This window comes from Streptomyces marokkonensis, assembly GCF_039539045.1.
Lineage (GTDB): Bacteria > Actinomycetota > Actinomycetes > Streptomycetales > Streptomycetaceae > Streptomyces > Streptomyces marokkonensis.
In genome coordinates this window covers 5,336-9,970 of sequence record NZ_BAABCQ010000225.1, presented here as the reverse complement: position 1 = coordinate 9,970, position 4,635 = coordinate 5,336, and the positions used below count along the sequence as shown (strand labels likewise).

Sequence of the window (4,635 nt, the reverse complement as noted above, 5' to 3'; positions counted from 1 at the left end):
ATTGGGCCCCTTATTCACTCTGCGGAACCAAGGCCAAGCAGAAAGTGTTCAAATCGGCCTAAAGCTCGACATACCAACGAGGACCACAAGGACACCCGACCCGCACAGCGCCCACATCGGGAAGGACGCCCCTGCGTTCGATCCCGTTCCGATACACACGCCGAAGCGAAGCTGATCACATTCGGATCACAGGATCGCAACGGGGGTTGTGCGCCCGGCTTGTGCGCCATGTGTCCCGGAAACCGTCTGAACAAACCTTTCACCTGCGAGATGAACCGGATGAGGTGAAACATGTCCCACATATCGGTCATCGAGTTGACAGTGTTGGTGTGAGCCGCTGTGCTTGTGGGCATGCTCGCGAACTTGGCGCTCACCTCGACCCGCACCGCCGGGTCCCACGGTGCTGCCCGCGCTCGCTGTAGCTGTTGTTGCTGTTCCAGCTGTTGAGCCACCCCGCTCCGGTTGTCCCCGAGTCCACGCGACTCGACTCCCTGTTGCCCGCCCGACCAGGGCGTTCTTTGCGTTCCACCACTCCCCCGCACTCTTCTGCCGAGGACCCACCGCACCCATGAACAGCGACAGCGACCTCCAGATCGCCGGCGACATCCTCGAAGTCCCCCATCTCCTGCAGGCACCACGCGAGCACCCGGCCACCGTCGCCGAGTTCGCCGGCCTGGCCCGCTCCATCGCCGCCGACCCGTCCGAGTGGGGACACCTCGTCCGGTACGACACGACGACACGCTGGTACCACCGGCTGCGCACCGGTCCCGGCTACGAGGTCTGGCTGCTGTCCTGGGTGCCCGGCCAGGGCAGCGGACTCCACGACCACGGGCCCTCCTCCGGAGTACTGACCGTCCTGGACGGCTCCCTGACCGAGCGAACGCCGCGCGGCACGCGCGAGTTGCGGGCGCGGGCCCAGCGTGTGTTCGCGCCGGGTTATGTCCACGAGGTGGTCAACGACGCGCTGGAGCCCGCGGTCAGCCTGCACGTCTACTACCCGGGGCTGACGGACATGCCGATGCACTCGGCACAGTGCTCGGTGGCCGGTGCCGGCTCGGGCGTCGGGGCCGGTGCGGGCGTCGGGGCCGGTGCGCGTGCCGGTTCCGTGACGACTGCCTGACGCACTGTCGTACCCGCCTGCAAGACTGGGGCCATGCGCATTGTGGTTCTGGCAGGCGGCATCGGCGGTGCCCGGTTCCTGCGTGGTCTGAAGCAGGCCGCGCCGAACGCGGACATCACGGTCATCGGCAACACCGGGGACGACATCCACCTCTTCGGGCTGAAGGTCTGCCCGGACCTCGACACGGTGATGTACACGCTCGGTGGCGGCATCAATGAAGAGCAGGGCTGGGGGCGGGCCGAGGAGACCTTCCACCTCAAGGAGGAGCTCGCGGCGTACGGGGCCGGGCCGGAGTGGTTCGGCCTCGGCGACCGGGACTTCGCCACGCACATCGTACGGACGCAGATGCTGGCCGCCGGATACCCGCTCAGCGCGGTGACGCAGGCCCTGTGCGACCGCTGGAAGCCGGGCGTGCGCCTCCTGCCCATGAGCGACGACCGCGTGGAGACGCACGTCGCCGTCACGTTGCCCGACAGCGGCTCCGCCGAGGGGCCCGGGGAGCGCAAGGCGGTCCACTTCCAGGAGTACTGGGTACGGCTGCGGGCCTCGGTCCCCGCCGAGGCCGTGGTACCGGTGGGGGCCGAGCAGGCGAAGCCGGCGCCCGGCGTCCTGGAGGCCATCGCCGAGGCGGACGTGATCCTCTTCCCGCCCTCCAACCCGGTCGTCTCGGTGGGCACGATCCTCGCCGTGCCCGGCATACGGGAGGCGATCGCCGACGCCGGGGTACCGGTGGTGGGCCTGTCCCCGATCGTCGGGGACGCGCCCGTGCGCGGGATGGCCGACAAGGTCCTCGCGGCGGTCGGCGTGGAGTCCACTGCGGCCGCGGTCGCCGAGCACTACGGCTCGGGGCTGCTCGACGGCTGGCTGGTCGACACGGTCGACGCGGAGTCCGTCACGCGCGTGCGAGCGGCGGGCATCCTCTGCCGCGCCGTACCGCTGATGATGACCGACCTCGACGCGACGGCGCGGATGGCCCGGGAGGCCCTGACGCTGGCGCAGGAGGTGGGGGAGGCGTGAGCGACGGGGCGAACGGCGGCGTGCGCGCGGGGGTGTCCGGCCACCAGGACGAACACCTCGGGGGCGACCTCGAGGGCCACCGGGACGAACACCGGGGTGACAACCGGCACGGCTACCGGGTGTGGGCCGTTCCCGGCCTGCCGGAGGTCCAGCCGGGCGACGACCTGGCCAAGCTGATCGCGGCGGCCGAGCCCGGGCTGGCCGACGGGGACGTCCTGCTCGTCACGTCCAAGATCGTGTCCAAGGCCGAGGGCCGGGTCGTGCGGGCAGCCGACCGCGAGGCCGCGATCGACGCGGAGACCGTACGGGTGGTCGCCCGGCGCGGCGCGCTGCGCATCGTGGAGAACCGCCAGGGGCTGGTCATGGCGGCGGCCGGGGTCGACGCCTCCAACACCCCCTCCGGGACGGTGCTGCTGCTCCCCGAGGACCCGGACGCCTCCGCGCGGGGCATCCGCGACGCGCTGCGCGACGCGCTGGGCGTGAACGTCGGCGTGGTCGTCACCGACACGTTCGGCCGGCCCTGGCGGGCCGGGCTCACGGACGTGGCGATCGGTGCCGCCGGTGTGCGGGTCCTCGACGATCTGCGCGGGGGCACGGACGCGCACGGCAATCCGCTGGGCGCCACCGTCGTCGCCACCGCCGACGAGCTCGCCGCCGCCGGGGACCTGGTCAAGGGGAAGGCCGCGGGGCTGCCCGTCGCCGTCGTGCGGGGGCTGCCCCGGGTGGTGGCCGAGGACGACGGCGAGGGCGCTCGGACGATGGTGCGCGGCGCACGCGACGACATGTTCCGGCTGGGCACGTCGGAGGCGGTACGGCAGGCGGTCACCCAGCGCCGTACGGTACGGGCCTTCACGGACGAGCCGGTCGATCCGGGTGCCGTGCGCCGGGCGGTCGCCGCGGCGGTCACGGCGCCGGCGCCGCACCACACGACGCCCTGGCGTTTCGTACTGCTGGAGTCGGCGGGCTCCCGCACCCGGCTGCTGGACGCGATGCGGGACGCCTGGATCGCGGACCTGCGGCGGGACGGCAAGAGCGAGGAGTCCGTCGCCAAGCGGGTCAGGCGCGGGGACGTACTGCGAGGCGCGCCGTACCTTGTCGTCCCCTGCCTCGTCATGGACGGCTCCCACACGTACGGCGACGCGCGCCGCGACGGGGCCGAGCGGGAGATGTTCGTGGTCGCCACCGGCGCCGGCGTGCAGAATCTGCTCGTCGCGCTCGCCGGGGAGCGGCTGGGTTCGGCCTGGGTGTCCTCGACGATGTTCTGCCGGGACGTCGTACGGGAGGTGCTCGGGCTGCCGGGTGACTGGGACCCGATGGGCGCCGTCGCGGTCGGCCATCCCGCCCAGGAACCGAAGGCACGGCCGGGGCGGGACGCCGGGGCGTTCATCGAGGTGCGGTGAGCTTTCGGGGCGAGCCTCTACCCTCGTAGGGGCTCGCCTTCGCGTTTCCCCCGTTCCCAAGGACCTCTTTCGTGGCAGGACGTTTCGCTCCCCGGCCCGCGCGCGCTTCGGCGCGCGGCGGGGAGGCCGTCGTACCCGCGGCCGGTGTGCCCGGGCGGGCCGCCGCGCCCGCCAAGGTACGGACGTGGGTGCCGGGCGGGCCACTGGAGCTGGGGCTGGTCCTCGGTCCGCTGCGGCGCGGTCCGGACGATCCGACGTTCCGGACGATGCCGGACGGGTCGGTGTGGCGGGCCAGCCGCACGCCCGCGGGGCCGGGCACGCTACGGGTCACCGCACGCGGCGGTGAGGTGCGGGGCGAGGCCTGGGGGCCCGGGGCACAGTGGCTGCTGGAACAGCTCCCGCGGATGCTCGGCGCCGACGACGACCCCTCGGTGTTCGTGCCGCGGCACCGGTTGCTGGCGCTCACGGCGCACCGGCGGCCGGGGCTGCGGCTGACACGGACCGGCCTGGTGCTGGAGTCACTGATTCCGTCGATCCTGGAGCAGAAGGTCACGACGCTGGAGGCCTACCAGGCGTGGCGGCTGCTCGTACGGAAGTACGGGGAGCCCGCGCCGGGGCCCGCGCCCGGGCGGATGTGTGTCATGCCGGCGGCGCGGACGTGGGCGCTGATCCCGTCCTGGGAGTGGCACAAGGCCGGCGTGGACAACAAGCGGGCGTCGACGATCCTGCGTGCGGTGCGGGTCGCCGCGCGGCTGGAGGAGGCGGCGGCGATGGAGCCGGTGGCGGCGCGGGAGCGGCTGGAGGTCGTGTCCGGGATCGGGCCGTGGACGTCCACGGAGACCGTGCAGCGCAGTCATGGGGCGCCGGACGCGGTGACGGTGGGAGATCTGCATCTGCCGGGGATCGTGGGGTTCGCGCTGGGCGGGGACCGGGACGCGGACGACTCCGTGATGCTGCGGTTGCTGGAGCCGTATGCCGGGCAGCGGCATCGGGCGGCCCGGTTGGTGTTGCTGAGTGGGCGGGTGCCGGGGCGGCGGGCACCGCGGATGGCTCCGCGGGGGATTGAGCGGCTCTGAGTTCGGCGTGCCGGGACGGGGT

4 protein-coding genes are annotated in these 4,635 nt (G+C 72.8%); all 4 read left to right on the top strand.

What is annotated here, in order from left to right; translation table 11 throughout:
* The first annotated feature begins 568 nt into the window (after window positions 1-568).
* The 4 genes from ABEA26_RS32980 (at window position 569) to ABEA26_RS32965 (ending at window position 4,613) form a co-directional block, all read left to right on the top strand.
* Window positions 569-1,120 carry a cysteine dioxygenase gene (locus tag ABEA26_RS32980; RefSeq protein ID WP_345597334.1) on the top strand — a complete coding sequence of 184 codons (552 nt, stop codon included), beginning with the start codon at window positions 569-571 and terminating at the stop codon, window positions 1,118-1,120.
* Window positions 1,121-1,153: 33 nt separating this feature from the next.
* Window positions 1,154-2,137 carry a 2-phospho-L-lactate transferase gene (cofD, locus tag ABEA26_RS32975; protein ID WP_345597333.1) on the top strand — a complete coding sequence of 328 codons (984 nt, stop codon included), beginning with the start codon at window positions 1,154-1,156 and terminating at the stop codon, window positions 2,135-2,137.
* 119 nt (window positions 2,138-2,256) lie between these two features.
* A complete protein-coding gene (locus ABEA26_RS32970) occupies window positions 2,257-3,537 on the top strand; it encodes a coenzyme F420-0:L-glutamate ligase (RefSeq protein ID WP_425587939.1) in 1,281 nt (426 codons plus the stop codon).
* Window positions 3,538-3,608: 71 nt separating this feature from the next.
* Window positions 3,609-4,613 (top strand): DNA-3-methyladenine glycosylase family protein, encoded by a 1,005-nt coding sequence (locus tag ABEA26_RS32965; RefSeq protein ID WP_345597331.1) that lies wholly within the window; start codon window positions 3,609-3,611, stop codon window positions 4,611-4,613.
* The last annotated feature ends 22 nt before the right edge of the window (window positions 4,614-4,635 follow it).